The following is a 25,388-nucleotide window of genomic DNA, read 5'->3' on the forward strand; positions in this document are numbered from 1 at the left end:
TCAACGATAAGCATAAAATAAAATTGTTATGGCAAAAAATCACGGAAAGTCTATTAAAGACGACAAGAAGTATGAGGCATTACGGGATGAAGGAATGAGTAAAGAAAAAGCCGCACGTATTGCCAATACACCAAATGCGAGTAAAAAAGGTGGCAAAGCAAATCCTTTGGATGACCGTACAAAAGAAGAATTACTGCAAGAAGCAAAAAAAATTGGTATTTCAGGCCGTCATAAGATGAACAAGTCTGCACTCATTGATGCTATTCGAAACCATTGACGGACTACAATGGATACAAAACAGGAGACGTTATTGGAGGAATTAGCAGAATCGGGTCTTCGCTATTCCTCCTCTCAAGAAAAAGGATATAGTCGAAAGGCTAAGGGGGACTCTTTTATATATTTAGACAAACAAGGTCATCCGATTAGAAATAAGCAGATATTATCCCGTATCCGTTCCTTGGTATTACCTCCTGCTTGGCGGGAGGTCTGGATTTGTGCATCTCCAAATGGGCATTTACAAGCAACCGGACTCGACCTTAACAACCGCAAGCAATACAAATACCACCCCAAGTGGGTGGCTTTACGCAGTGAAAAAAAATTCGCCGACCTATTCACATTCGGTAATAAACTCCCCCTTTTGAAAAAACGGGTATCAAAAGATTTACGAAAAAAGAAATTATCTTGCGATAAAGTGTGTGCGCTGGCTATAGCTATTATGGATAAAACATCTTTCCGCACTGGAAATAAATATTATGAAAAAAACTATGGTTCTTATGGGTTGACAACTTTACGTAATAAGCATATTCAACAAATCTCGGCGAACAAAATATTCTTTAAATTTGTCGGCAAAAAAGGTGTTGCACAACAATGTTATTTACGGGAAAAAGCTTTAGTTAAGGCTTTGGCGAAAGTCAAAGATATCCCCGGACAAGTACTTTTCCAATATTATGACGAGGAAGGTAATATAAGGCCTCTGGACTCCGGCACAATCAACGAATACCTAAAGGAGGCTATGCTAGCAGAAGTTAGTTGTAAAACGTTTCGGACTTGGAATGGTTGCCTATTGGCATTGTCCTACATGGCCGCATTGCCTCTTCCTCGCAATGTTACAGAACGGAAAAAGAATACAATCCATATTATCGATCAGGTTGCTCAAGAGTTGGGCAATACGAGAACGGTCACCCGTAATTATTATATCCATCCAAAAATCCTTGCTGCCTACGAAGATTCGGCCTTAGATAAGTGGATAAAGACGCTGCAGCGGAAACCTGAGATCAATGGAAAAACGGTACTAAACAGGTTAATGAAATTGCTAAGGGAATAAAAAAGCCAGTTTCTACTGGCTTTTTTATTAAAAATTTTAAGCGGTTTCACCGACATTCGCCTCGGACATTGCTATTTCCGTCAACAATTCATCGGTCTCTTTTTCTTCCGCTAACGTTTGTCCCAGCAACTCTTTTACTTCATCGTGTCCCATTAATTTCGCGTAGGTAACAATACAGCCGTAGCTCGCGATTTCATAATGCTCTACTTTTTGTGCAGCGGCGATCAAGGCGGCGTCTACCACTTCGGGACTATCTTCAAACTCTTCGATAATCTCCTCCGCTTCTTTTAGAAGACCCTCCATGGCTTTGCATTTTTTTCCTCGACCGCTGAGTCCCAGATTTGAAAAAGCAGACTTTAGACGTTCAATATGGTTTTCCGTCTGTCCGTAATGTTCTTCAAAGGCTTTCTTAAGTGTAGGGCTTTCAGCAGCGTTTGCTAATTTCTTCAATCCTTTTAATAATTGACGTTCTGCGCCCAGAATGTCCCGCATTTCATCAACTAAAAGTTCGTGTAGGTGTGCATTTGGCATGTTGCCGTTTTCTTTTGTCTGTGCCATAACGTTTATTGTTTATTTGTCAATATAACAGCTCATAAACGCGATAGTTCCTTGTTTTTTTATTTCCCGTAGAATTCCCGGCTAAAAACGTAAAAAGTTTAGAACCAACCGTATAAACGCGTAATTCCATTATTTTTTGATAATGTAGCTATACAAAAAGAGGCTGTCCCTTTTGAGAGACAGCCTCTTTTCATCCAACTTACTGTTGGTTTTGCAATTAAAAACAGGATGGTGTATTAATCCAAATTATTTAACCAATCCTCTACTTCCTCTTTTGTTTTGCCTGTTTTCTTCTGCAATTTCCCTAACAATTCGTCTTCTTTACCTTCTGCATATAACAAATCGTCGTCTGTTAAATCGGCATATTGCTGTTTAACTTTTCCTTTTACTTCGTTCCAACGACCTTTCCATGTTAATTTATTCATTGTTTCCTCCTTTTAAATTTACTGTCTATTTATAGAACCAACATATCTTGTTTTTGTTCTGGAATTTTTAAAAATTACCTTTTCAATTTTACCCCTTTACCAATTTTCGTTACGTTATGTATTTATCTTTTAGATGTTACAAGAGGAAGCCAAGTAATTAAATCCCGAAACAGGCTGTTACAGGTCTGGATAAGTATAGCGCTCGGATCTCCCGAAAACTTCTTTTTATAGATTCTTTTTTCCCGCTGATACCGAAATGCATAATAAACAGTTCCTATTTCTCTTTTTTGTTTTGGATTGTTTGTTTTAAAAGCCAAGCCTGTTATACTAATGAATACATCGGCATTGGTGATGGAAGTTCTTGTTAATCCATCTAACATCCGCAAGGTTATCACGGCCGATTCAGCACAATATTTTTCGATTTTATTTTTTGGAACAGCAAGTAATTGTGTTTTGCATTGATCATCATAACAGACCAGCGAACCCAAAAAATAATCGCCGCTGTGAAACTCCAATGACCATAGTGAACTTAAATATCCTGCAGTCATACTTTCCGCACACAAGAGTTTCAAACCATGGGCTTGCAGAAATTCTCCACACGCCGCCAGCGCTTCGTCGTCTATTTGCATAACCGGCTTTGCTATTATATCCACCATAACTCTATTTCAGTAATCCGTTTTGAATAGCAAATTTGATTAAGGCAGGTGTATTCTTCGATTTTGTTTTATCAATTAAACTTTGGCGATGCCCTTCCACCGTTCGTTTACTCAAAAACAATTTTTTTGATATCTCCAGATTAGTTAATCCTTCACCCAGCAATTCCAACACTTCCATCTCGCGTGAGGAGAGTGACAACTCTGCTGGATCCATTTTATAGGATTGGGCTTCTTCCTTATTAATAAGTTTATCCACCAGTTTCATCGTAAGCTCCTCACACAAGTAACGTCCACCTTTAGCCACATGATTTATACAAAAAAGCATTTCGTCTGCTGTGACATTTTTCACCAAATAGGCTCTCGCCCCATATTGGAAACTTTGTGCGACATAGTGTTCCTCATCCAACATAGACAATACAATCACATACATCTTTATACCTCGCTGATTCAATTCTTTAATCAACTGCAATCCATCCACATTATCCATGGTCAAATCCGTAATTAAAATATCCCCTTCTACACCAGCTGCTATCAAATCCAATATTTCCCTACCACTGCCTACATCTGCTACGACTTCAAAATTAGCTTGCGCGTCCAAAAGAAGCTTAATCCCGTTTCGAACCACCAAATGATCTTCGGCCAATAAAATTTTCGTCTTTTCCATTTTTAATTTAAACCTTTACTTCTCATCGCTTTTTTATGGATACTGCTTCATCAACAACTAAACGCCCTTAATAGTTTACGTATTTACCTAAAAAAAGCTATACAAGATGACTAGCGTTATGCTATCCGTTTTGTATTCAATGCAATAGCCCATTTATCATGCTTACAACGTGGGCATACCGGATCTTCCAGAACAGTACCATGCTGCTGTATACACCCACAGTGCATGCAAGCCAATACTCCGCCGCCAAAGGTCGCTATATCGACTTCCTGATAAGCATCTGGAAATAATGGCAAACCAAACCTCATTTCCGCATCGGCATAAAACAGCACACTCATCGTACCATCTATTTCCAATACCGCCGTTCTGACCTGTCCTAAATGTTCGATAGATTGATTACGTAATTCCGCAAAAAATTCCATGGTAGAAAAATCGTCATCTTTTTCACTTTTTACATTAAACATGCCGTTTTTAACCACCGTCATCTCTTTACCCTCCAAAATTCGATGCACAGAAATTGATCTCGCCGCTAACCACGTCAATATCTTATAGATCGCGATGACGACCGCAAAAACAACTAAAGCGTAAAAAATAGGAATATCTTCTTGAAACATCGGGTCACCCGCAGCCGATCCTAACCCTAATATAATCGCCACCTCAAATAAGGTAAGTTGGCGTACACCTCGTTTTCCCGAGATACGGAGCACTAATAAAATCATTAAAAACATGATGGCGGTACGTACGATGATTTCCGCAAGAAAAAGCCATTCACTACTTCCTATAAGCATGTTTTTGAAGTCAATACCAAACATATATTATTTACTATTATCAATAAGACAACATAGATACAAAATAGTTTGCACAAAAAAAGGAGCTGCAACAGAACAGCTCCTTCTCTTGGGTTAACAAATATGCTCTATTAAAGTCTTTTTACCCGTATATTTCTAAAAAAAACTTCCGAACCATGGCCGAGGAAACCGATATGACCAGATTTTCTACTTAATCCTGGATGATCTTTACCATCCAACGTTCCATTTTTTGAAGCTTCCGCAAGGTTGCCATCGAGGATAACGACACCGTTAAGTGTTACTTTAATTTTATCCCCTTGGACACGGATTTCTTGTGTATTCCATTCCCCCACCGGCTTCATACCTTCGCGTTTCGCCGGGATGATGCCATAAGCAGATCCATGATACTGGTGTTCTTTTAGATTTTTATAAACCGCTGCATCGTTATCTAAAATCTGGATCTCGGTACCTACGTAGGCGGCATCTCCCTCTAACGGTGTACGGATACCGACACCATTATTGGCACCAGGGGTCAGTTTAAATTCAAAACGATAGACAAAATCACCGTACTCCTCCTTGGTGTACAGATTTTTACCAAACTTCGCATCCGGATTTGCCCTAACATAGCCTTCGGGCGTTATTTCGTAAGCCGATGTTTCTGTCCACTGATCAAGATCACGCCCGTCGAATAGCATCATAAAACCCGCTACTTTTTCTTCATTGCTTAACGTATAGTTTTCTTTACGGGCTAATTCTTTTACATAGATATCCCGATACCATACCCGGGAACCGTGTGCTTGGAGCTCGATCTGTTCAACCGGGAAAATAGATTGGTTGCGATCCCAATAATTTTCAAGGATGACTTTGTCGACCACTAATTCACCATTTAACCATACACTCACTTCCTCATCTATCATACGGATTTTAAAGGTATTCCATTCGCCCAATGCATTGTCGGCGACTTTCAATGGCGTAGATGGATTTTTCTGGTTGTTGTACAAACCACCAGATCCAACTTGCGCACCGACGTCAGTCCGTGAAATATCCCATATCTGTACCTGCGGTGTACCGCGCAGGTAAACACCGGCATCAGGCTCTCTCCCATTTGGATCCAGCTTCCAGTCCACCAACATCTCAAAATCGCCATATTGCTTTACCGTAGCGATATTATCCCCCTCTCCCGAGAAAACCAGTTCACCATTTATAGCACTCCAGCTATCGCGCATCTTTTTATCGGCCGCTGCTTGTTTTTGCTCCAGCTCCCGTGGAGTCATCGCTGCACGCTTAATAGGATCCTCAACCAATCCTTTCCATCCGGAAAGGTTCTTCCCGTTAAAGATAGACGAATAGCCTTCTCCTGCCGGCATTTCGGTGAGGTGGCGGATAATAGCTTCCCGTAAATAAGAGCTTTCGTTCCCTGTCAAATTCTCCATCGCTTTATTTAGGATATTACGGACGTCTGTTCCGATAAACGCATAACTATCCGTAGCGATATTCAATGCGGTATTGGTGGCGGCACCTTTCAAGTCTTTGTCGTCCATGTATTGGGCTGCAAACATCATCGCCTGATAAGTACCAGTTGCTTGGAGGTTGCTCAATACGGTACGCTTTTGTGCCGCATTTTCCGCCAACTCAAACGCATCTTTTAACAGCAGCGTTTTCTGTTCATTGGTATGGTCGCTCGCATTGATCTGCTTGACGAGACCGTTAAAAATAGCACCAAAATGTTCACTAACACGTTCCGACCGGGATAACTTGATCAATGTCGGTAATACTTCCGGATTAGACCAATTCGCCAATGCGAGCAGGGCCGAATTTTTGAGTTCTTTGTTTTTCAAAAAGCTTTCGACAGTTCGCAATGATTCCGCTCCACCTAAACCTGCAAATACCGGGAAAATTTTAGCGGAAGTTGGCAAAGGATTTTGTGATGTCTCTACCGCTAACTGACTTATTTTCGCATCCTTGTCACTGCGTGTGTTCAAGGCAATGACCAAGGCCTCCTGCACATAACGCGCATCACTTTCTGGTGTATTTGCCAATACGTCAATCAACACATCTACGTCTTCGGGATTCACCACATTGGGTAATGCCTTCAATGCAGCGACTTTCACGTTGTTATCGCTGGCCGTCAACAGCGGTAAAACCACTTTAGATGAATTTGCATTGGTTCGGGTCGCCAAGACGTTAAGTAGTGCCAACTGTGTTTTTGTATCAGCTCCGGGAATCGCACTGTTTATTTTATCAACTATCTCCCGATCTTTTGACGAACGGAGCAACGCTTCAATAGCTTGTATCGTCGCTTCATCGGCATTTGACAGCTCAGAAATCAGATAATCTGTATTACCGTCATTAGACAGTTTAGAGAGTGTATTTAAACCCGCAATTTTTGCTCTTGTGTATTTTAAGTTGCCTAGTGATTTTTCGATATCGGGCACCAGTGCTTCCGTACCTTCCGCTGCCAGGTAATGGAGGATACTCTCCTGTACCTCTGGTGAAGATTTCCGCAACGTACCGATGAGTTTCTTGGTATCTGCGGCTGTTCCATTTTCTGCCAACAGATCCAACGCAGCTGCGCGATATAAGGGTTCGCTGCTTGTTGCAGCCTTCATAAGCTGTTTACGTGCCTTTGCAGGATTCGCTCTTGTTAATAGTGTTAATGCGCCGACTTGTAACGTTGGAGCTTCTGCTTTTGCGGCTTCTTTAGCGACGGTATTCGCTATCGAAATTGCCTGCTTTTGCTGCTCTTGATCCAACAGGTTATTGGCATAGTCTAATGTGAGTCCCCCGATATTGGTTTTATCAAATTGATAATTGACTTCTTTCAGCTTTGTCAGAAACACTGGAGCCGATTTCGTTCCCGCAATTTTACTTAATGCGGTATAAGCATTGCGTTGGTAATTCTCTGAGGTATATTGCGCTAACGTAGCAATAATAGCTTCTTCGTCGCTCTTTGAACGCAAATCGCCTAAGGCGCCCACGATAGCTGTCGCTGTTTTTTCAGATGCCGAAGACGCCAAGGCATTGGACAATGCCTGTGCCGCTTCCGGCGTGCGGATACCGTTTAACGCTATCGCTGCTTTATCAACCAAATATTCGTCTTTTAAGTACGGAACAAGCGCCTCGATCGCTTCATTTTTTGACGCCTGCTTCATCAATTGCAATACAAAACCTTTGTTGTCTTTATCTTGCAGCCTATCCAACGCTAATATCAATCCCTGAGAAAAGACTTCGCGTTGCGCTTCCATACCCGGTTGCATCACATAAAAGGAATAAGAATTGGCGGCATATTCCGTTGCCGCGTTGCTCCCTCCCTGCGGTTTCAAGCCGGTGAGTAGATTTGCTATATCCTCGGCCGTGAAGTTTTGGAGTTCCTTCATGGCAGCGGTAAATTTGTTTATTTCGTCAGCAGGTTGTTGCGCCAACACATCTGCAATTTTTGTTGCGGAAGTTCTGTTTGCCGGTTGCTGGGCATATGCCGCAATCTGTATAACCAACAGTGCTGATAATGTATTAAATACTTTCTTCATTTGTTTTCCGATAGGTTAATCTAAATAATCCAAGGGCCACGCATAGGTTGATCAATTAATCTGTTCGCTGCTTCGTCATCCACAAACGCTTGTTTGTCGGAATCAAATTTCAACGTACGGTTTAGGCGTAATGCCGCTAACCCTAGATTTACCAACGTAGCCGAATAATAACCGTTTTGTTCATTCAATGCGAATTTCTGTCTTGTCCGACAAGCCTCGACGAAATCGGTCATCTGCGGAGCAGGATCTGGATATTGTGCTAGTTTTCGTTCCATATCTGGGATGTCTGAAACGAAACCTTTATACAACTTCCCTTTCGGTCCTTCTATATAGGCTAATCCTTTTTCTGTGCCAGCCCCATCCAATACAATCTGACATCCATCAGCATAGGTGTAGGTAATTTTTCGCCAGGTTCCTACAGCGTCCGAATGCTGTTGAGGTGCATCCACTTCGATCGTTACCGGACTTTCTTCATCTTTGCCTAAAAAATATTGCACAGGATCCAGATAATGCTGCCCCATATCACCTAACCCGCCTCCGTCATAATCCCAATATCCACGGAATGTGGTATGTACGCGGTGCGTACTATAAGGTTTATATGGAGCTGGCCCCAACCACATCTCATAATCCAATTCCTGAGGTGCTTGTTCTACAGGTAGATTTTCCCGTCCTACCCAATAGAACTTCCAGTCAAACCCTGTATGTTTACTGATCGTTACTTTTAATGGCCACCCCAACATACCCGTGTCCACTAGTTTCTTGATCTTTTTGACAGGCACGTTCATTCCGTAAAAGTCAGCATCAAAACGAAACCAAGTGTTTAACCTAAAAATATTTCCGTGTTGCGCTACAGCTTCTTTCACTTTTTTGCCTTCCCCAATGGTACGCGTCATCGGCTTTTCACACCAGATATCTTTACCCGAACGGGCTGCTTCCACAGCCATGATACCATGCCAGTGCGGAGGTGTCGCAATATGTACAATGTCCACTTCGGGGTTTTGAATTAATTCCCGGAAGTCATGATGTTCTGTCACGCCACCACCGAGAGCTTTCTGCGCCAATGCCAAGTGCCTGGTGTCCACATCACAAATGGCTACGGTTTTTGTACCGGCATACTTAAAATGCCCTCTTCCCATAGCCCCTACACCGATTATTCCTTTTGTTAAATGGTCACTGGGCGCCAAAAAGCCACTACCGCCGAGCACGTGTCGAGGGACTATGGTAAAAGCTGCCGCACCAATCAACGTCTTCTTAAGAAAATTACGTCTTGATGTTTTGTTTTCACTCATGCTTGTTTATTGATTAAATTAGGTCTTAAATATTCTCTATGCTTTGATATCCAACTGCTATATTTTGAATTCTTAAAAGCCAAATTATGCTATTTTTTTCACTAAAACAAAAAGATAAATTATTTTTTGTAGAAAAATTACCCAGTTAACACAAAATTTAAAAATAAGAACTATCTTTATTAAAAATTTTAAAGAACAATAACTTCTAATTACATCAGATGTCACTAGCCGACCCTATACTTGGTACTATTAATCAAGACATTGTTGACATGGGGAATGTCGACCGGAAAAAATATGTTCAAAAAATCAATTTAATAAAACAGTTATACGAAAATGGTGCATCCTCTATACTAGAACTTTTTACGAAACTGGGTATAAGCCATCCCACGTGTCAAAATCTAGTGGCAGAACTTATCGATCTTGGCCTCATAGAAAAAAAAGGGAAGGGTACATCTGTCGGCGGAAGAAAACCGGACCTCTATGGATTGAAGGATGACTCTTACTATGTTGTTAGCATAGACATGGAGCGGTTCCACGTACGGGCGGCCATTTTTGACAACAACAACAATAATGTTAGCGGCATTAGACAACTGCCGCTTTCCATTTCCAAAGATATATCCGTCCTAAATACGATTCGAGATTTTATTGATGCGCTGATCCGGGATTCAGACATTGATACCAGCAAAATACTTGGAATCGGAATGAGTATGCCCGGCTTGATTAATAGCAAGGAATACATCAATTACACCTATCTTTCCGAAGGGGATTTTAACTTGAAAGAGAATCTCGAACAAATGTTTCCCTATCCGGTATTTATTGAAAACGACGTCAAATCAGCTACCATTGCAGAATCTCGTCACGGATTGGCCAAGGACCGAAAAGACGCACTGGTCGTCTTATTGGATTGGGGAATTGGTTTAGGCATTATCATGGATGGAAAAATCAGAAAGGGAGCTAAAGGATTTTCCGGTGAGATAGGCCACATGCCTTTTGTAGATGACGGCGCTTTGTGCTACTGCGGGAAGCGAGGCTGCCTGGAGACTGTAGCCTCTGGAATCGCACTTGCCAGAATGGTAAAAGAAGGCATCAAGTCGGGACAGCACTCTCTGCTAAACCGCTTATCGGGGCAGGAAATCAATGAAATAGAGCCACATATCGTTATCGAAGCTGCTAATCAGGGCGACCAATTTGCGATAAGCATGTTGTCCAAACTCGGAAACAGCTTGGGCAAAGGTATTGCTACCCTTATACAGCTGTTCAATCCAGAAGTAATCATACTCGGCGGGAAAATTGCAGAGGCCAAGCAGTACATTACGATTCCCATTATCCAATCGATCAACACGTATAGCATGGCGAAGATTCGAGAAGACACGAAAGTCACGCTTTCGGAACTACGGCGCGATGCAAGTTTAACAGGAAACATCTACATTGTGATCGACGGCATACTAGAAGCACAGATGAAGAAAGCAAGTAGCTAAGCTTAACATGTTTTATATTCAATCCCTAGATTCTCACACAATTGTTGATATTTAGCAGGTATGCTATCGCTGATAATCATGTCTACTTTGGATAAGGCGGAAATCTTACCCAAGCTTTTTCGGTCGAATTTCGAAGAGTCGGCCAAAACGATGACCTTATGTGCTGATTCCATCATCCTACGATTCAATAAAGCTTCTTGCGCGTTTGTTGTCGTAATTCCAAATTCCGCATCGATACCATCTACACCTATAAATAACTTAGAACAAAAGAAGTCTCCCAATAAGTCTTCTGCATAACGTCCATTAATAGAAGAAGATGTCTTTCTCACCGGGCCTCCTAACTGAATAATATCCACACTTTCGTGCTTGATCAGTTCCATCGTTACATTGATAGCAGATGTGATCACCGTTAATCGTTCTTGCGGTACAATCTCTCGTGCAAAATATTGCATCGTTGTACCCGAAGCGATAATAATGGAATCGTTTGGTTCTACCAATTTGGCAGCGACCACCCCTATACATTTCTTTGCTTCCGAATATAAGAGTGCTTTTTCATTTATGGTACGGTCTTTTTGATAGGGATTCACATTGGTTGCTCCGCCATGGGTACGAAATACCATACCTTCATCTTCTAAAAACTGTAGGTCTTTGCGGATAGTAACAGAAGAAACTTTCAGTTCTTCACATAAATCAACTACAGAAACATGACCATTTTTCTCAATTTGCTTGATTATAAACTGGTGGCGTTCTACATTATTCATAGTCCCAAGATACGCATTCCATCCGAATAGTAAATCAAAATAGTATAAAAACTTCAAAAAGTTTCGTTTGTTTACGTTTTTTATTATTTTTACCGTTAAATAAAAATACCAACGAAACAAATCAAAATGATATTCACACGAACCGAAGCGATACATACAATAGAAAACAGCAGTACATGGGATATCGCCATCATCGGTGGCGGGGCAACTGGACTAGGCATTGCAGTCGATGCCGCCGCTCGAGGTTATAAAACACTTTTGATAGAAAAGTACGATTTCGCCAAAGGCACGTCAAGCAAAAGCACGAAATTAGTACATGGAGGCGTACGGTATTTAGCGAATGGCGACATCAAACTGGTATATTCGGCATTGAAAGAACGTGGTTTGATTTTCCAAAACGCACCTCATGTTTCTTTTGTACAGAGTTTCGTCATCCCGTCGTATAGTTTGTTCAGCAAACTTAAGTTTCTTGTCGGCCTTAAACTATATGATTGGATGGCAGGTGGTCTACGCATCGGCAAATCCTCGTTGTTAAGTAAAAAGGAAGTAGTGGAGAAACTTCCTAAGGTAAAAACGAAAGGGTTACGCGGGGGCATACAGTATTTCGACGGACAATTTGATGATGCTCGTCTAGCTATAAACCTCGCCCAAACAGCTACCGAATACGATGCGGTTACACTTAACTACGCAGAGGCAACTGCCATACGGAAAGATGCGAACGGAAAGGTAAACGGGCTTTCTTTCGTAGATCGCGTAAGCGGGACAACATATGACGTACATGCAAAGGTAGTTATTAATGCTACCGGAATTTTTGTAGACGATATTCTTAAATTGGATACGCCCACGCATAAAAACCTGGTACGCCCGAGCCAAGGTGCCCATATTGTCATTGATCAGAAGTTTCTGGGAAATGAAGATGCGCTTATGATACCGGAGACAAGTGACGGGCGTGTTCTTTTTGGCGTTCCTTGGCATGGAAAAGTCTTACTGGGAACCACAGACACCCCATTAAACGAGCATCAAATTGAACCTCGACCGCTGGAAGAAGAAATCGAATTTATCCTTTCTACCGCCAACGAATACCTGGAAGATGCCCCTACTCGCGCAGACATACGTAGTGTATTTGCCGGTTTAAGACCTCTTGCGGCTCCTACCAACGGCGACGGCAACAGTACAAAAGAAATTTCGAGAGATCATAAACTCATCAAAAGTGATTCGGGACTTATTACCATCACGGGAGGTAAATGGACTACTTATCGAAAAATGGGAGAAGAAACGGTGAATTTGGCTATTAAAACAGGGAAACTACCCCAAAGTCCTTGCAAGACTAATCAACTACCGCTGCATGGATACACGGAAGATAAACATGCCGGACATTGGCAAGTGTATGGTTCCGACATGGTGGCTATTCAAAAATTAATGGACAACAACCCTGCCTTTGCCGAAAAGCTCCATAAAGACTACGATTTCACCGTTGCCGAAGTAATCTGGGCTTGCAAAAATGAGATGATTGTAAAAGTGGAAGATTTTCTTGCCCGACGGATCCGATTATTACTATTGGACGCACAGGCTTCCTTAGAAGCTGCTCCACTGGTCGCTAAAATCATGGCAGAACAATTAGATAAAGACAATGAATGGTTACATAGTGAGTTGGTAGATTATGAACTCTTAGTAAAAAATTATACATTGTCTTCCGAAATAAGCAACCATAGTAGCCCCACACGGGGATAAAGCCTTAAACATGTTATTCGAATGAAAAAAGAATTTATTTTAGCGCTAGATCAAGGTACGACAAGTTCCAGAGCTATCCTTTTCAATAAGAAAGGTGAAATTGAAAACATCGCCCAAAAGGAATTTACACAATTATTTCCCCAGTCGGGCTGGGTCGAACATGATGCGCAGGAAATATGGTCCTCACAGCTTAGTGTCGTAACGGAGGTTATTGCAAAAGCCAACATAAAACTAGACGCCATCAAAGCCATAGGTATTACAAACCAGCGCGAGACAACGGTTGTTTGGAATCGAAAAACCGGCGAACCTATCCATAATGCTATTGTTTGGCAAGACAGGCGTACCGCAGCCTATTGCCAGTCGATCGTGGAAAAAGGTTTGGCAAAAACGATACAAGAGAAGACTGGTCTCTTAATCGATGCTTATTTTTCTGCGTCCAAAATCAATTGGATCCTTACCCACGTCAAAGGTGCTCGCAAATTGGCCGAAAAGGGGGAATTGGCGTTTGGTACAATAGATTCCTGGCTCGTCTATAACCTGACCGACGGCAACAAACATATTACAGACGTCACCAATGCATCGCGTACACTGCTCTTCAACATACATACGTTAGCTTGGGACGAAGAACTCCTAGATATCTTTGATATTCCGGCACCCATGTTGCCTACCGTATGTGATAGCTCGGAAGTCTATGGAGAAACCAGCACGACATTAGGGGCTCGACCAATCCCTATTGCGGGGATTGCCGGCGATCAACAGGCTGCCTTGTTTGGCCAACTGTGCACCCAAAAAGGTATGGTAAAAAACACGTATGGAACAGGTTGTTTTTTATTGATGAATATTGGCAAAAAGCCTGTAATCTCCACGCACAAATTGGTAACGACCATCGCATGGAAAATTGGCAAAGAAGTTAATTATGCGTTAGAGGGAAGTATCTTCATCGGCGGAGCAGTTGTCCAATGGTTACGCGATGAGTTGGGCATTATCAAAAAGGCAAGTGATATTGAGCAATTGGCCATGAGTGTAGAGAGTACAGACGGCGTGTACCTCGTCCCGGCTTTTTCGGGTTTAGGTGCACCGCATTGGAATCCCGACGCGAGAGGAACACTTCTCGGACTATCCCGCGGCTCAAATAATGCACATATTGCACGAGCCGCATTAGAAAGTATTGCTTACCAAACCTACGATATACTCAAAGCGATGGAATTAGATTCCCAATCTAAAATCCGGGAACTACGGGTGGATGGAGGTGCCACACAGAATAGTTTTCTTATGCAATTCCAAGCTGATATTTTAAAAACCAATGTTATTCGCCCAGCCGTCACCGAAACAACGGCTATGGGAGCTGCATTTTTAGCGGGCTTGGCGGTCGGCTTCTGGGAAGACATTGACCAATTGCAATCTTTGTGGCAAGAGGAAAGAACGTTTGTTGCTAACAAGAAAAAGAAATATAAACCGCTACTTCAAGCGTGGAAAAGAGCGACAGACACCGTAAAATTCTGGGCAGATTATAAAAGGTAATAGTTATAAGGTTAGAGTAGGTTATATAGTTAGAGCCTTTCTCACTTCTTAACTTTCTCACTTTTTTAAAATATAAACATCATTATTATGACACCTTTTTTAGCAGAGTTGATCGGTACAGCGTCCATGATTTTATTAGGTGGAGGCGTTGTAGCAAATGTCGTGTTGAAAGACACCAAAGGCAATAACAGTGGATGGATGGTCATTACGACTGCCTGGGCCATGGCGGTATTTGTCGGCGTGACTATTGCTGGCCCGTATAGCGGCGCACATTTGAACTGGGCGGTTACCATCGCAAACCTCGCCCTAGGAAAACTTGATCTGGCTACTTCTTTATCTTATATGGCCGCACAGATAATCGGTGCCATGGTCGGTGCTTTTACGGTATGGGTCGTATATAAAGATCATTTCGCTCAAACACAAGATGCCGGAGCAAAACAGGCGGTGTTCTGTACGGCACCGGCTATCCGAAACCTCCCTATTAATCTAATCAGTGAAATAGTGGGCACATTTGTTCTTATATTCACCATTTTGCATTTCACTGATGCCTCCTTGGGTGGAGCGGACGACAGTACACCTATCGGTTTAGGCTCTATAGGCGCTATTCCGGTTGCCTTTCTGGTATGGGTAATTGGCCTCTCCCTGGGTGGTACAACGGGCTATGCGATCAATCCGGCCCGCGATTTAGGGCCGCGTATCATGCACGCTATATTGCCTATCCGGAACAAAGCGTCTTTTGATGCCGCTTACGCCTGGGTACCCGTCATCGGACCTATCATCGGTGCGCTTATAGCCGCTACGCTGTATCTTACTATTTATTAGGGCAACATATCCATATCAATCTAAATATTCTTCAGTATGACAATAAAAAAGCCCTATTTCAAGACCATTCTTGCTATGAGTACACTAATATTATCCAGCGCTTGTGGTTCTTTATCTTCCTGGAATAAACCAGCGCAGTATAACGATACGTTTCCCACATTCTCTTACGAAGGGCACCGCGGGGCACGTGGACTTTATCCGGAAAATTCCATTGGCGCTATGAAAACGGCAATTGACCTACCAAAAGTCACAACCCTGGAAATGGATTGCCACATCACGAAAGATAATCGCGTTGTGGTCTATCATGACCATTATTTGAATCCAAAGTTTGTCCAATATACCAACGGGAAACCACTTGCTGGGAAAGACTATAAGGGAATAATTTATCATTACAACTATGCCGAATTAGCACAATTTGATATTGGAAGTAAATTCTATGAGGACTTTCCTCAGCAAAAGAAAGTGCCCACGACCATCGCCTTATTGTCCGATCTTATCGACGAAGTGGAAAACTACGCGCAGGGAAAAAGGAATACCCCCATGTTCTATAACATCGAGACGAAGAGCAAAGCAGGAAAAGATGGCGATTACCATCCGGATCCACGGGAATTTTCGGATCTCTTATTGCAGGTCATCATCGATAAAGGAATCGCATCGAGAACCGTTATACAATCCTTTGATAAACGCACCATCCAATATATTAATCGGGTCTATCCCCAGATAAAAACATCGTTTCTGATTGGAGGAGAAAACAAGAAGTCGATCTCGGAACTGGTAGCCGAGCTAGGCTACCGTCCTTTCATTATTAGCCCGCATTATTCGTTGGTTACACCTAAATTTGTCAAAGAGGCTCATAAAGCTGGCATCAAGATCGTCCCCTGGACAGTGAATGATCAAAAAGAAATAGAAAAATTGGGAACTTTCCAAGTGGATGGCATCATCAGTGATTACCCTAATTTATTTTAACAAGCACCGAAAAATCTATGTTTAATATTTTCAAGCCAGCGGCACACAAGCCTCAGCTACCGGCCGATAAAATAGACCCAGAATATAAAAAATTACGTCTACAGGTATTCATAGGCATATTTATAGGATATGCTGCTTATTATTTTGTTCGCAAGAATTTTTCCTTTGCCGTCAAAGATTTACAGGATTCGCTGGGCTATAGTAAGGCCGAATTGGGTTTTGCCATGTCTGCCATATCAATCGCCTATGGCTTGAGCAAATTTCTGATGGGCAATGTTTCGGACCGAAGTAATGCCCGGTATTTTCTGGCCACGGGTCTAACCCTCTCTGCATTAACCATGATATTCATGGGCTTCTCCCCTTTTGCCACATCATCTATAGGCATTATATTCGCACTTCTATTTATAAACGGCTGGGTACAAGGTATGGGTTGGCCAGCCTGTGGCCGCGTGGTGGTACACTGGTACTCTATCAAGGAAAGAGCCACAACAATGTCTATCTGGAATCTTGCGCATAACGTTGGCGGTTTTCTAGTCGGTCCGTTAGCTATATTGGGGGTTGAATTATTTGTAGATTGGCAGGCCCGCTTATATTTTCCAGGCTTAGCGGCTATATTGGTCGCTTTTATATCGATTTTACTGGTACGCGACACACCGCAATCTTGTGGCCTTCCCCCTATTGAGGAATACAACAACGATTACCCGAAAACGTATGACAAATCGCAGGAAAAAGAATTTCGCGCGAAAGATATCTTTTTCAAGTATATCTTTAACAATAAAATGCTATGGTTTATTGCTGTTGCCAATGCTTTTGTTTATCTGGTCCGCAACGGCATTATCAACTGGGCACCTACTTATCTGCAGGAAGCCAAGCACTTTACCGCGTCCGAAGCAACTTGGTCGGCTTCTATCTATGAGCTTGCAGCTATACCGGGTACCATCCTATGTGGATTAATGAGCGACAAGCTCTTTAAGGGACGTCGCGCACCTGTCACGATCATCTATATGGCCGCGACATTCCTGGCCGTATTTCTTTATTGGATCACGCCCGGAGAAACAGCTTGGCTGGTAAACGGTTCTTTATGGGCTATTGGCTTTTTAATCTACGGGCCGGTTATGCTTATCGGTGTTCAGGCATTGGACCTTGTTCCTAAAAAAGCAGCAGGTACCGCAGCAGGTTTAACCGGATTGTTTGGTTATTTTATCGGCGACCTATTGGCGAATGCAGCTCTAGGTGCTGTCGTGGATCACAGCGGATGGAATGCGAGTTTTGAAATTGTATTATTATCCTGTGGATTGGCTATTTTGTTCACGGCCTTTACCTGGAACAGGGAGAAAGTTCTTTTACAACGGTAAGACGTTTAAAACCGTCCGATAAAACGTTTTGTCGGGTGGTGTGTTTATACTATATGTAGTACTCCATAAAGAAAATGCCATGACAAAAAGCATATTCCGTCTTTTGAACAAACTAAACAGAACTATATTGCCGAAATTGTCGGGCAAGGATCCTGGTAAATTGACTAAATGGGAACAAGCTATACTTGCTTACCGCTATTATGTCCTTACACGCTCCCTCGATTAATTGTCGGTTCCGAATTCTGGTATCCTAAACAAAAATAGCTTTTACAAAGCCTCGTTTTTATCTTTTTTACGCTATCTTTAAATTATGTCATGGATATACTTGGACAATAATGCTACTACAAAGATAACCCCCGAGGTTTTGGACGCTATGCTTCCTTTTCTACAGGAGTCATACGGAAACGCGTCCAGTGTACAGCACCGGATTGGGCGTGAAGCGAATCAAGCCGTCGCGTTGGCACGACAACAGGTGGCACAGAAGTTTCAGGTGAAGGAAAGCGAAATTTTCTTTAATTCCGGTGCAACGGAAGGTATTAACACGGTACTTCGAGGAATTGCCTACGCGTATGCCCGAAAGGGAAAACATATAATTACTTGCCAAACGGAACACAAGGCGGTCTTGGCAACTTGTGCTCAATTGGAACGAGCTGGTATAGAAATAACGTATTTGCCTGTTGACCATAACGGCGCAATAGATTTACAGCTTCTCCAAGACAGTATTCGGCCTGATACCATCTTGGTATGTATCATGGCAGCTAACAATGAAACAGGCGTGGTTCACCCCATCTCGGCGATAGCGCAAATCTGTCAAGAAGAAGATGTGCTGTTTTTCTGCGATGCTACACAATTGGTCGGTAAACAAGATATCAATTTACAGCAGATCCCTATTGACATTTTAACCTTTAGCGCACATAAATTCCACGGTCCCAAAGGTGTAGGTGCACTATATGTGCGTCGTAAACGTAAACCCATACAGATACCTCCGTTAATATCCGGCGGGCAACAGGAAAACGGTTTTCGCGGTGGAACCTTAAATGTACCGAGTATTATAGGCTGTGGAAAAGCGTTGGAGATTGCCGGCACACATCCAGAAACCCGGCATTACCGTGACGACCTTGAAAGGCAAATCAAGCGGCTGATACCCGAAGTCATCATCCATGGTGAGCAGGCTCTACGATTAGATAACACTAGTTTCATTGCTTTCCGGCACATCAAAGCTGCGGAAATCATGACCAGCCTTCCCGATATTGCACTCTCCTCTGGTTCTGCCTGTACTTCGGGTTTTCTAGACCCTTCGCATGTATTAAAAGCGATGGCTGTTAGCGACGAAGATGCATTCAGCAGTATCCGTATCAGCTTAAGTAAATATACTACGGCAGCAGATATCCAACAAACCACGGACAGCCTGGTTGATGTCGTCCAAAAGTTACGCTCCTCCTCGCCCATCTGGCAGCTTTTTAACAAGGGATTGCTCTAAGAGTGTATTTTTTGACATTCAGCAAACCACGAAAAATTGGAAGTCTACAAAAGAATAACGATTTTTGTAAAAGCAAGAAAGAAAAACGATGAACGAATTGGTAACGATCACAGATAAAGCAAAGCAACGCATCAAACAGATCATGCAAAAAGAAAATTATGACGACAATTACTTTGTGCGGGTTGCCGTAGAAAGTGGTGGATGTTCCGGTCTTTCTTACAAGTTATCGTTTGACAATGAAGAAAAAAAAGGAGACCAGTTTTGCGAAGATAAAGGCGTAAGAATTTGTCTGGATATCAAATCGTATCTTTATCTAGCAGGAACAGAGTTAGATTACTCCGATGGACTTAACGGAAAAGGGTTTGAATTTCATAACCCGAATGCGTCACGTACCTGCGCCTGTGGTGAAAGCTTCTCTGTATAAAAGAATAATAAACGCCTGTGTATAAACGGGTGACAAAATCCTAAGCTATTTTTTAGTAAAATTTTCAAAACATCCTTTGTTTTGTTATTAAAACCTTTATTTTTGCTGATAAAATTTAAAAAAATATCAATCTTCAAAATCTGGATTATGGTATTTTGAGGGCTAGCATTTTTATGGGACGTAACTTACTAAAGACAGAACAAGCGATTACGTTTGTTAAGCATACTTTTTCACAGAAATTAATTCAGGCATTGAACCTTATTCCTGTTTCTTCACCACTTGTTGTACTGGATGGAACAGGCATTAATGATGACCTAAATGGCATCGAACGTCCGGTTGGATTTCCGATCAAATCATTAAATGAGCAACGTGCTGTAGTCGTCCATTCGCTCGCAAAATGGAAAAGACTACGTTTGAAAGAACTAGAAATTGAATCGGGAGAGGGTATCTTAACCGATATGAGGGCTTTACGTCCTGACGAAGACTACAGTCCTATTCATTCGATCTATGTTGACCAATGGGACTGGGAGAAACATATAAATAGTGAAAACCGAACCTTCACTTATCTAGAAGACACCGTATTAAAGATTTATCAGGCTCTTTATGAGACTGAGCGCGAAGTAGAACAACGATATCCGGCTAAACAGGCCGTTTTACCAAAAGATATACACTTCATCGCTTCAGAAGAGCTACTGGCAAAATACCCCGATCTTACACCAAAGGAACGCGAAAACGCAATAGCTAAAGAATATGGCGCTGTTTTTATCTATGGCATCGGCGGAGAACTAAGTAACGGCTTTCCACACGATGGTCGTGCAGCCGATTATGATGACTGGAGCACCGATAACGAAAATGGATACAAAGGGTTGAACGGAGATATTCTCGTGTGGAATCCTATTCTACACACTGCTTTTGAACTTTCTTCTATGGGGATCCGCGTCGATAAAAAAGCGCTGCTACATCAGTTGGAGCTAAGACAAAGCATGGAAAGAACACAGCTTTCCTTTCATAATATGTTACTCAACGATCAGTTGCCGCCATCTATCGGCGGTGGTATCGGCCAGTCGCGTGTTTGTATGTTTATGCTCAAAAAAGCCCACATCGGAGAAGTACAAGTAAGTATATGGGATAATGAGCAACGAGATATATTGGCATCGCAAAACATTAATTTGTTATAACTGTCTTCGATAGTCCTTTTTGGATCCGTTATTCCTGCATCGGTGTTGGTAGGAAGCAATAGCTAATTATTGTTATATTTCCTCTCTAAAATAGCCCTGATGGCAGAGGAGAGCGAAATAAGTTCATTTTATATTATAAGCAATTAAATTGCATATAAAAATGAATTTATTTAGGTTTGCATCATTATTTGGAAAGATAAAAAAACGATATGATTATACAACCACGTGTAAGAGGTTTTATTTGCTTGACTTCCCACCCGGAAGGAACAGCTCAACATGTTAAACAGCAAATAGATTATGTAAAATCTAAAGGTAAAATCGAGAATGGCCCTAAAAAAGTCCTAGTAATTGGTGCTTCCACCGGTTTTGGTTTGGCTTCACGGATTACCGCGGCCTTTGGTTCAGATGCCGCTACCATTGGTGTGTTTTTTGAAAAACCCGCTGCTCCTGGTAAACCAGGTACGGCCGGTTGGTATAATACTGCCGCCTTTGAAAAGGAAGCTTCTGCTGCTGAACTTTATGCAAAAAGTATCAATGGAGATGCCTTTTCAGATGAAATCAAAAAACAAACCATTGATCTTATAAAGGAAGACCTTGGACAGGTGGATTTGGTGGTATATTCATTAGCTTCCCCACGTCGTACTCATCCAAAAACGGGAGTAGCCCACGCATCCGTTTTGAAACCTATCGGACAAACTTTTACGGATAAAACGGTAGATTTCCATTCCGGTGTTGTTTCAGATATTTCCATCCAACCTGTAGAAAGTGAAGAAGATATCCATAACACTGTCGCTGTAATGGGCGGTGAAGACTGGAAGTTTTGGATAGCGCAGCTGAAAGAAGCAGGTGTATTAGCAGATGGCGTGAAAACAGTAGCCTATTCTTATATCGGCCCAGAACTTACCTATCCGATCTATAGAAATGGCACAATCGGTAGAGCAAAGGATGATTTAGAAGGTACTGTACCGGTTCTCAACGATCTACTACAGGATATAGGTGGTATTAGTTATGTTTCGGTAAATAAAGCTTTAGTAACGCAGTCAAGTTCGGCTATTCCCGTTGTTCCACTCTACATCTCCTTGCTCTATAAAGTCATGAAAGAAAAAGGCATCCATGAGGGCACCATCGAACAAATGCAACGGCTATTTGCTGACCGTCTCTATGCGAACCGCGAAATTCCATTAGATGAAAAAGGACGTATTCGGGTAGATGATTTGGAAATGCGGGAAGACGTGCAAGCAGAAGTGGCTAAACTGTGGGAACAGATTACGACCGAAAATTTAGAGCAGATATCTGACATCGCCGGTTACCGTAACGATTTCTTTAACTTGTTTGGTTTTAATTTCGACGCGGTAGATTACGATAAGGATACCCAGGAAGTCGTCAACATACCCAGTATTAAAGACTAGCTAAAAATTTATTAAATAAATAGATAAGGGCAGTAGGATCATCATTCTTACTGCCTTTCTTATTTTTTATGCGCTGCCCCTTGCCAATAGAAGAAATAAATTGAGAATTAATACATCAAATTTTATCTAAATAATTGCAATAACACCTTAATATACAATTAAAAAAATACGTAAAAAAGAATTTTATCTATTTGATATTTCCAATATAAATAGCCAACTTTACAAAAATAGAGTATAACAATCGATTAAAAAAAACCTACCAACCCATGGCGAAAAAGAAAAATAAAGTGATTGAAGAATCAGAAATTATTCCGGCAAAAAAAACACGTAAAATTGTAGCTGGCCCCATACGCGATAAAGAACGAACCAAGCGTAGATTAATAGCGACCGTAGGCAAGGTATTGCAAAAGTATACGTATGCAGGGCTTACCATTACCAATATAGCGAAAGAGTCTGGTCTGAACCCTAAGCTTATCTATCTTTATTTTGGAAATTTAGATGGGCTGATAGAGGAATATATCCTAGAAAAGGATTTTTGGGCAGGAAAGCTTAAAACACAGATTACCGAGCTTGTCGAAAGTTCAAAATCGCTTCGTGCAAAAGACGCTAATGATTTATTCCAGTTACAGTTTGATTCCTTCCTGAAAGACAAATCCATGCAGCGTATTATCCACTGGGAAATGGGTGTAAAAAATAAGCTATTGCGAAAAATTGCAGACGAACGCGAAGAAGTTGGTAAGAATGCCCTTGACCTTATTTCCACCCAGTTTAAAAATACCGATGTAGATATTCAAGCTACACTGGCTATTATTCTTGGTGGAATTTACTATTTGACATTACATGCCAAAAATAATGGCAGTACAGTCGGTGGCATTGATATTAACGAAGACGAAGGCCGGGAACGCATCGAAAAGACTATGGAAAGATTGATTTTTCGGGATTTTGAAGATGCCGAAAAGAAAAAAACACCCAAAGGAAAAAAATAACGCGTATTTTTGCGTATGTCTATATTAAATCAAAACTTCAATACGGCGCATGATACTGCGCCATTTTCACAAATAAAAAACGAAGATTATATTCCGGCATTTGACATCGCCATCGAAAAGACAAAGGCCGAAATCGATGCTATTATCCACAATTCCGATAAGCCGACTTTCGAAAACACCATCGCGGCAATGGCCTATTCCGGTATGGAATTGGATCGCATATCCAACATATTTTTCAACCTGCACTCCGCAGAAACAAACGATGAACTTGACAAGATAGCCCAGGAAGTCGCTCCGAAGCTATCCAAACTCGCTAACGACATCACATTGAATCCGCAACTATTCGAGCGAGTAAAAGCAGTATATGATCAAAAAGATCAGCTTTCGTTAAATGCCGAGCAACATACTTTGTTACAAAAATCTTATCGTGATTTCGTTAGAAACGGCGCTTTGTTAGCGGAGGAGAAAAAGGAAATATTACGTCAGATCGATGCAGAACTCTCTGTATTAAAGCTAAAATTTGGAGAAAATGTATTGGCGGAAACTAACGCGTATCAATTACACATAACCAATGAACAGGATTTGGTCGGTTTACCGGAAGGCGCAATAGAAGCTGCACGAGGATTAGCTGAAATACAAGAAAAAACGGGCTGGATATTTACACTGGATTATCCAAGTTACATCCCCTTTATAACCTACGCAGACAACCGGACGCTTCGACGTGAAATTGCCATTGCTGCCGGACGTAAAGCGTTTCAAGATAACGAATACAACAACACGGAGAATATCCTTAAAATAGTGCGCTTACGTTTCCAACGTGCCCAATTGCTGGGGTATGATACACACGCCCATTTTGTATTGGAAGAGCGCATGGCACAGCAACCCGAAAATGTAGAAGCTTTCTTAAATGATTTGCTACATAAAGCAAAACCAGCTGCCGAACAAGAGCTTCAGGAACTCCGTGCTTTTGCAAACAATATGCATAGCATAGCACAACTTGAGAAATGGGATACAGCCTATTATAGCGAGAAGTTGAAACAGGAAAAATTTAGTTTAGATGATGAGTTATTAAAACCTTATTTCCAGCTTGAAAAAGTAATGGATGGTGTTTTTACCATCGCCCAGAAACTTTATAACCTGCACTTTCATGAAGTGCAGCATATCGATAAATATCATGAAGAGGTTCGCACATTTGAAGTCACCGATCATAACCAACATTTAGTGGCTATATTTTATGCAGATTTCTTTCCGAGAAAAGGTAAACGTAACGGTGCTTGGATGACATCTTTTAAACCACAATATCGTAAGGATGGTCAGCATGAGCGACCGCATATATCTATTGTATGCAATTTCACGCGTCCCACGGCTACGAAACCTTCTTTACTGACGTTCAACGAGGTTACGACGCTCTTCCACGAATTTGGCCACGCCCTACATGGGATGCTAGCCGATACCACCTACCCTACTTTATCCGGAACATCGGTTTTTTGGGATTTTGTGGAGCTACCGAGCCAAATCATGGAAAACTGGTGTTACGAAAAAGAAGCGCTCGAACTTTTTGCTAAACATTATCAAACAGGTGAAACGATCCCCATGGAGCTCATTGATAAGATTAAGGCTTCGGCCTCGTTTATGGAAGGCATGGCCACTTTACGTCAACTTGGATTCGGATTATTAGATATGGGCTGGCATGCGCAAGACCCGACACCTGTCGACAATATCAAGGCATTTGAAAGTAGCTGTTTTGCTTCTACACAACTGCTTCCCGATGTTACAGAAAATGCCATGAGTCCTTCGTTTTCACATATTTTTAATGGTGGATATTCTTCAGGTTATTACAGCTATAAATGGGCAGAGGTATTAGATGCTGATGCGTTTGCTTATTTTCAGGAAAAAGGGATTTTTAACGAGACGGTAGCCAACAAATTCAAAGAGAACATCCTTTCTAAAGGAGGGATCGAACATCCCATGACGCTTTATAAGCGGTTCCGCGGAAAAGAACCTAGCGTAGACGCTTTATTGAAGCGGGCGGGGTTAATTAAATAA

General features: G+C 41.8%; 23 protein-coding genes. 15 read left to right on the forward strand and 8 right to left on the reverse strand.

All coding sequences use genetic code 11. From position 1 onward, the window contains the following. The first annotated feature begins 28 nt into the window (after positions 1–28). Positions 29–277, forward strand: coding sequence for a DUF7218 family protein (locus tag H8B06_RS07375; protein WP_190993643.1), 249 nt, complete (start codon positions 29–31; stop codon positions 275–277). Between the two features lie 9 nt (positions 278–286). Continuing rightward, positions 287–1,324 (forward strand): DNA topoisomerase IB, encoded by a 1,038-nt coding sequence (locus H8B06_RS07380; RefSeq protein ID WP_190993644.1) that lies wholly within the window; start codon positions 287–289, stop codon positions 1,322–1,324. 36 nt (positions 1,325–1,360) lie between these two features. Here the strand turns inward: H8B06_RS07380 and H8B06_RS07385 are convergent, their stop codons facing one another. The 7 genes from H8B06_RS07385 to H8B06_RS07415 all read right to left on the reverse strand — a co-directional run bounded on the left by H8B06_RS07385 (position 1,361) and on the right by H8B06_RS07415 (position 9,231). Continuing rightward, entirely contained in the window at positions 1,361–1,882 is a 522-nt protein-coding gene (locus H8B06_RS07385; protein ID WP_190993645.1) for a YciE/YciF ferroxidase family protein, read from the reverse strand. A 236-nt stretch (positions 1,883–2,118) separates the two neighbouring features. Further along, positions 2,119–2,307: a CsbD family protein gene (locus tag H8B06_RS07390; RefSeq protein ID WP_130140620.1), complete on the reverse strand. Its 189-nt coding sequence runs from the start codon at positions 2,305–2,307 to the stop codon at positions 2,119–2,121. 122 nt (positions 2,308–2,429) lie between these two features. Then, positions 2,430–2,963 carry a CinA family protein gene (locus tag H8B06_RS07395; protein WP_190993646.1) on the reverse strand — a complete coding sequence of 178 codons (534 nt, stop codon included), beginning with the start codon at positions 2,961–2,963 and terminating at the stop codon, positions 2,430–2,432. Between the two features lie 4 nt (positions 2,964–2,967). Next, positions 2,968–3,627, reverse strand: a complete 660-nt coding sequence (locus H8B06_RS07400) for a response regulator (RefSeq protein ID WP_190993647.1) — start codon at positions 3,625–3,627, stop codon at positions 2,968–2,970. Positions 3,628–3,743: 116 nt separating this feature from the next. After that, positions 3,744–4,415, reverse strand: a complete 672-nt coding sequence (locus H8B06_RS07405) for a DUF421 domain-containing protein (protein ID WP_223857521.1) — start codon at positions 4,413–4,415, stop codon at positions 3,744–3,746. A 131-nt stretch (positions 4,416–4,546) separates the two neighbouring features. Beyond that, positions 4,547–7,942 (reverse strand): family 16 glycoside hydrolase, encoded by a 3,396-nt coding sequence (locus tag H8B06_RS07410; protein WP_190993649.1) that lies wholly within the window; start codon positions 7,940–7,942, stop codon positions 4,547–4,549. Between the two features lie 20 nt (positions 7,943–7,962). Continuing rightward, on the reverse strand, positions 7,963–9,231 hold the full coding sequence (locus H8B06_RS07415) for a Gfo/Idh/MocA family oxidoreductase (RefSeq protein ID WP_190993650.1): 1,269 nt from the start codon (positions 9,229–9,231) through the stop codon (positions 7,963–7,965). 218 nt (positions 9,232–9,449) lie between these two features. Here H8B06_RS07415 and H8B06_RS07420 point away from each other — a divergent pair, with 218 nt between their 5' ends. After that, a complete protein-coding gene (locus H8B06_RS07420; protein WP_223857522.1) occupies positions 9,450–10,709 on the forward strand; it encodes an ROK family transcriptional regulator in 1,260 nt (419 codons plus the stop codon). 2 nt (positions 10,710–10,711) lie between these two features. On the opposite strand, the gene H8B06_RS07425 is transcribed toward H8B06_RS07420, so the two are convergent. Further along, positions 10,712–11,470: a DeoR/GlpR family DNA-binding transcription regulator gene (locus H8B06_RS07425; protein WP_190993708.1), complete on the reverse strand. Its 759-nt coding sequence runs from the start codon at positions 11,468–11,470 to the stop codon at positions 10,712–10,714. A gap of 126 nt (positions 11,471–11,596) precedes the next feature. Here H8B06_RS07425 and H8B06_RS07430 point away from each other — a divergent pair, with 126 nt between their 5' ends. From H8B06_RS07430 to H8B06_RS07485, 12 genes are all read left to right on the forward strand, one after another. Continuing rightward, positions 11,597–13,201, forward strand: coding sequence for a glycerol-3-phosphate dehydrogenase/oxidase (locus H8B06_RS07430; RefSeq protein ID WP_190993651.1), 1,605 nt, complete (start codon positions 11,597–11,599; stop codon positions 13,199–13,201). A 21-nt stretch (positions 13,202–13,222) separates the two neighbouring features. Then, positions 13,223–14,722 (forward strand): glycerol kinase GlpK, encoded by a 1,500-nt coding sequence (gene glpK, locus H8B06_RS07435; RefSeq protein WP_190993652.1) that lies wholly within the window; start codon positions 13,223–13,225, stop codon positions 14,720–14,722. Between the two features lie 87 nt (positions 14,723–14,809). Continuing rightward, a complete protein-coding gene (locus H8B06_RS07440) occupies positions 14,810–15,544 on the forward strand; it encodes an MIP/aquaporin family protein (protein WP_190993653.1) in 735 nt (244 codons plus the stop codon). A gap of 75 nt (positions 15,545–15,619) precedes the next feature. After that, positions 15,620–16,510, forward strand: a complete 891-nt coding sequence (locus H8B06_RS07445; RefSeq protein ID WP_190993654.1) for a glycerophosphodiester phosphodiesterase family protein — start codon at positions 15,620–15,622, stop codon at positions 16,508–16,510. A gap of 17 nt (positions 16,511–16,527) precedes the next feature. Beyond that, positions 16,528–17,865, forward strand: a complete 1,338-nt coding sequence (gene glpT / locus H8B06_RS07450) for a glycerol-3-phosphate transporter (RefSeq protein WP_190993655.1) — start codon at positions 16,528–16,530, stop codon at positions 17,863–17,865. Between the two features lie 79 nt (positions 17,866–17,944). Continuing rightward, positions 17,945–18,091: a hypothetical protein gene (locus tag H8B06_RS07455; protein WP_190993656.1), complete on the forward strand. Its 147-nt coding sequence runs from the start codon at positions 17,945–17,947 to the stop codon at positions 18,089–18,091. Between the two features lie 84 nt (positions 18,092–18,175). Continuing rightward, on the forward strand, positions 18,176–19,345 hold the full coding sequence (locus tag H8B06_RS07460) for a cysteine desulfurase family protein (RefSeq protein ID WP_190993657.1): 1,170 nt from the start codon (positions 18,176–18,178) through the stop codon (positions 19,343–19,345). 97 nt (positions 19,346–19,442) lie between these two features. After that, entirely contained in the window at positions 19,443–19,769 is a 327-nt protein-coding gene (locus H8B06_RS07465; protein WP_190993709.1) for a HesB/IscA family protein, read from the forward strand. Positions 19,770–19,942: 173 nt separating this feature from the next. After that, a complete protein-coding gene (gene asnA, locus H8B06_RS07470; RefSeq protein ID WP_190993658.1) occupies positions 19,943–20,947 on the forward strand; it encodes an aspartate--ammonia ligase in 1,005 nt (334 codons plus the stop codon). A gap of 209 nt (positions 20,948–21,156) precedes the next feature. Next, a complete protein-coding gene (gene fabV, locus H8B06_RS07475; RefSeq protein WP_190993659.1) occupies positions 21,157–22,356 on the forward strand; it encodes an enoyl-ACP reductase FabV in 1,200 nt (399 codons plus the stop codon). 266 nt (positions 22,357–22,622) lie between these two features. Continuing rightward, positions 22,623–23,342, forward strand: a complete 720-nt coding sequence (locus tag H8B06_RS07480; protein WP_190993660.1) for a TetR/AcrR family transcriptional regulator — start codon at positions 22,623–22,625, stop codon at positions 23,340–23,342. 15 nt (positions 23,343–23,357) lie between these two features. Continuing rightward, the gene (locus H8B06_RS07485) at positions 23,358–25,388 is read left to right on the forward strand and encodes a M3 family metallopeptidase (protein WP_190993661.1); all 2,031 of its coding nucleotides are present in this window, start codon (positions 23,358–23,360) and stop codon (positions 25,386–25,388) included.

This window comes from Sphingobacterium micropteri (assembly GCF_014692515.1).
Taxonomy (GTDB): Bacteria; Bacteroidota; Bacteroidia; order Sphingobacteriales; family Sphingobacteriaceae; genus Sphingobacterium; species Sphingobacterium micropteri.

What these genes read in the sequence shown, in the direction of transcription:
- H8B06_RS07375 (WP_190993643.1), top strand. Translation starts at nt 29, where the DNA reads ATGGCAAAAAATCACGGAAAGTCTATTAAAGACGACAAGAAGTATGAG.
- H8B06_RS07380 (WP_190993644.1), top strand. Translation starts at nt 287, where the DNA reads ATGGATACAAAACAGGAGACGTTATTGGAGGAATTAGCAGAATCGGGT.
- H8B06_RS07385 (WP_190993645.1), bottom strand. Translation starts at nt 1,882, where the DNA reads ATGGCACAGACAAAAGAAAACGGCAACATGCCAAATGCACACCTACAC.
- H8B06_RS07390 (WP_130140620.1), bottom strand. Translation starts at nt 2,307, where the DNA reads ATGAATAAATTAACATGGAAAGGTCGTTGGAACGAAGTAAAAGGAAAA.
- H8B06_RS07395 (WP_190993646.1), bottom strand. Translation starts at nt 2,963, where the DNA reads ATGGTGGATATAATAGCAAAGCCGGTTATGCAAATAGACGACGAAGCG.
- H8B06_RS07400 (WP_190993647.1), bottom strand. Translation starts at nt 3,627, where the DNA reads ATGGAAAAGACGAAAATTTTATTGGCCGAAGATCATTTGGTGGTTCGA.
- H8B06_RS07405 (WP_223857521.1), bottom strand. Translation starts at nt 4,415, where the DNA reads ATGCTTATAGGAAGTAGTGAATGGCTTTTTCTTGCGGAAATCATCGTA.
- H8B06_RS07410 (WP_190993649.1), bottom strand. Translation starts at nt 7,942, where the DNA reads ATGAAGAAAGTATTTAATACATTATCAGCACTGTTGGTTATACAGATT.
- H8B06_RS07415 (WP_190993650.1), bottom strand. Translation starts at nt 9,231, where the DNA reads ATGAGTGAAAACAAAACATCAAGACGTAATTTTCTTAAGAAGACGTTG.
- H8B06_RS07420 (WP_223857522.1), top strand. Translation starts at nt 9,450, where the DNA reads ATGTCACTAGCCGACCCTATACTTGGTACTATTAATCAAGACATTGTT.
- H8B06_RS07425 (WP_190993708.1), bottom strand. Translation starts at nt 11,470, where the DNA reads ATGAATAATGTAGAACGCCACCAGTTTATAATCAAGCAAATTGAGAAA.
- H8B06_RS07430 (WP_190993651.1), top strand. Translation starts at nt 11,597, where the DNA reads ATGATATTCACACGAACCGAAGCGATACATACAATAGAAAACAGCAGT.
- glpK (WP_190993652.1), top strand. Translation starts at nt 13,223, where the DNA reads ATGAAAAAAGAATTTATTTTAGCGCTAGATCAAGGTACGACAAGTTCC.
- H8B06_RS07440 (WP_190993653.1), top strand. Translation starts at nt 14,810, where the DNA reads ATGACACCTTTTTTAGCAGAGTTGATCGGTACAGCGTCCATGATTTTA.
- H8B06_RS07445 (WP_190993654.1), top strand. Translation starts at nt 15,620, where the DNA reads ATGAGTACACTAATATTATCCAGCGCTTGTGGTTCTTTATCTTCCTGG.
- glpT (WP_190993655.1), top strand. Translation starts at nt 16,528, where the DNA reads ATGTTTAATATTTTCAAGCCAGCGGCACACAAGCCTCAGCTACCGGCC.
- H8B06_RS07455 (WP_190993656.1), top strand. Translation starts at nt 17,945, where the DNA reads ATGACAAAAAGCATATTCCGTCTTTTGAACAAACTAAACAGAACTATA.
- H8B06_RS07460 (WP_190993657.1), top strand. Translation starts at nt 18,176, where the DNA reads ATGTCATGGATATACTTGGACAATAATGCTACTACAAAGATAACCCCC.
- asnA (WP_190993658.1), top strand. Translation starts at nt 19,943, where the DNA reads ATGGGACGTAACTTACTAAAGACAGAACAAGCGATTACGTTTGTTAAG.
- fabV (WP_190993659.1), top strand. Translation starts at nt 21,157, where the DNA reads ATGATTATACAACCACGTGTAAGAGGTTTTATTTGCTTGACTTCCCAC.
- H8B06_RS07480 (WP_190993660.1), top strand. Translation starts at nt 22,623, where the DNA reads ATGGCGAAAAAGAAAAATAAAGTGATTGAAGAATCAGAAATTATTCCG.
- H8B06_RS07485 (WP_190993661.1), top strand. Translation starts at nt 23,358, where the DNA reads ATGTCTATATTAAATCAAAACTTCAATACGGCGCATGATACTGCGCCA.